This window comes from Mycobacterium sp. IDUB_28 (assembly GCF_055419285.1).
The window spans coordinates 1-1,078 of record NZ_JBVAXK010000036.1; the positions used below are offsets into that span (position 1 = coordinate 1).

A 1,078-nucleotide genomic window follows, 5' to 3' on the forward strand; every position below is an offset into this window, starting at 1 on the left:
TCACCACCATTGAAATCACCACTGTTGAAACTACCCTCATTGAAGCTGCCGGTGTTGTAACTCCCCCGATTACCAATACCAGTGTTGAAACTCCCCGGATTGAACAACCCAGTATTACCCACCCCAGAATTACCGATACCCGTGTTATAGCTACCCGTGTTGAACAACCCGGAATTACCCACCCCAGCATTCAAAATGCCCTTCAGGTCAAACCCGGAATTACCAATACCAACATTACCGTTACCCGTATTACCGAAACCAATGTTGTAATCACCAGTATTACCAAACCCGATATTGCCGGTCCCAGTATTACCAAAAACATCAGCCACCGCAGCCGTCGCCGCCGCAGGACTACTCAACAACGCCCCCACACCACCCAGCCGAAACACATTCAAATTGGCAAGACTCCCCGTCCCCCCAACCAGACCACCCACCAACCCACCAAGGTCAAACCCACCCAGCAACCCACCCAACCGCACATTCACCGCACCCAGCACCGCCCCGGCGCCACCCCTACCCAACGTGCCGGCCACACCCACAAGCTCAGTCACCGCCGCACGGACCACACCCCCGGCACCCACCACACCCAACGGCACCCTGGCAAACGGCGTCAACGCCGCCGCAGCCGCCGACGCCCCACCGTGATACCCCAACATCGCCACGACATCCTGAGCCCAAAACTCCTCATACGCCGCCTCCGCCGCCGCAATCGCCGGCCAGTTCTGCCCAAACAGATTCGAAACCGCAAGCCGCACCAACGCACTACGATTACCGGCGATCAACGCCGGATGCACCATCAACGACCGCGCCGACTCAAAAGCCGACACCACCACCCGCGCCTGCACAGCAGCCTGCTCAGCCACCACACCCGCAGCACTGAGCCACGCCGCATACGGCGACGCCGCCGCCGCCATCGCCGCCGCCGCCGGACCCTGCCACGCCTCACCAACCAGCCCAGAAGTCACCGCCTCAAAAAACGACGACGCCGACCCCAACTCAGCCGCCAACCCATCCCACGCAGCAGCCACCGACACCATCGGCGCCGAACCCGCACCCCGCAGCATGTTCAACGAATTGA

At 60.7% G+C, this 1,078-nt stretch carries 1 protein-coding gene; it reads right to left on the reverse strand.

All coding sequences use genetic code 11. The features are described from left to right. A partial coding sequence (locus ACZYZ9_RS26420; protein WP_463829105.1) for a PPE domain-containing protein occupies positions 1-1,078 on the reverse strand: 1,078 nt, incomplete at both ends.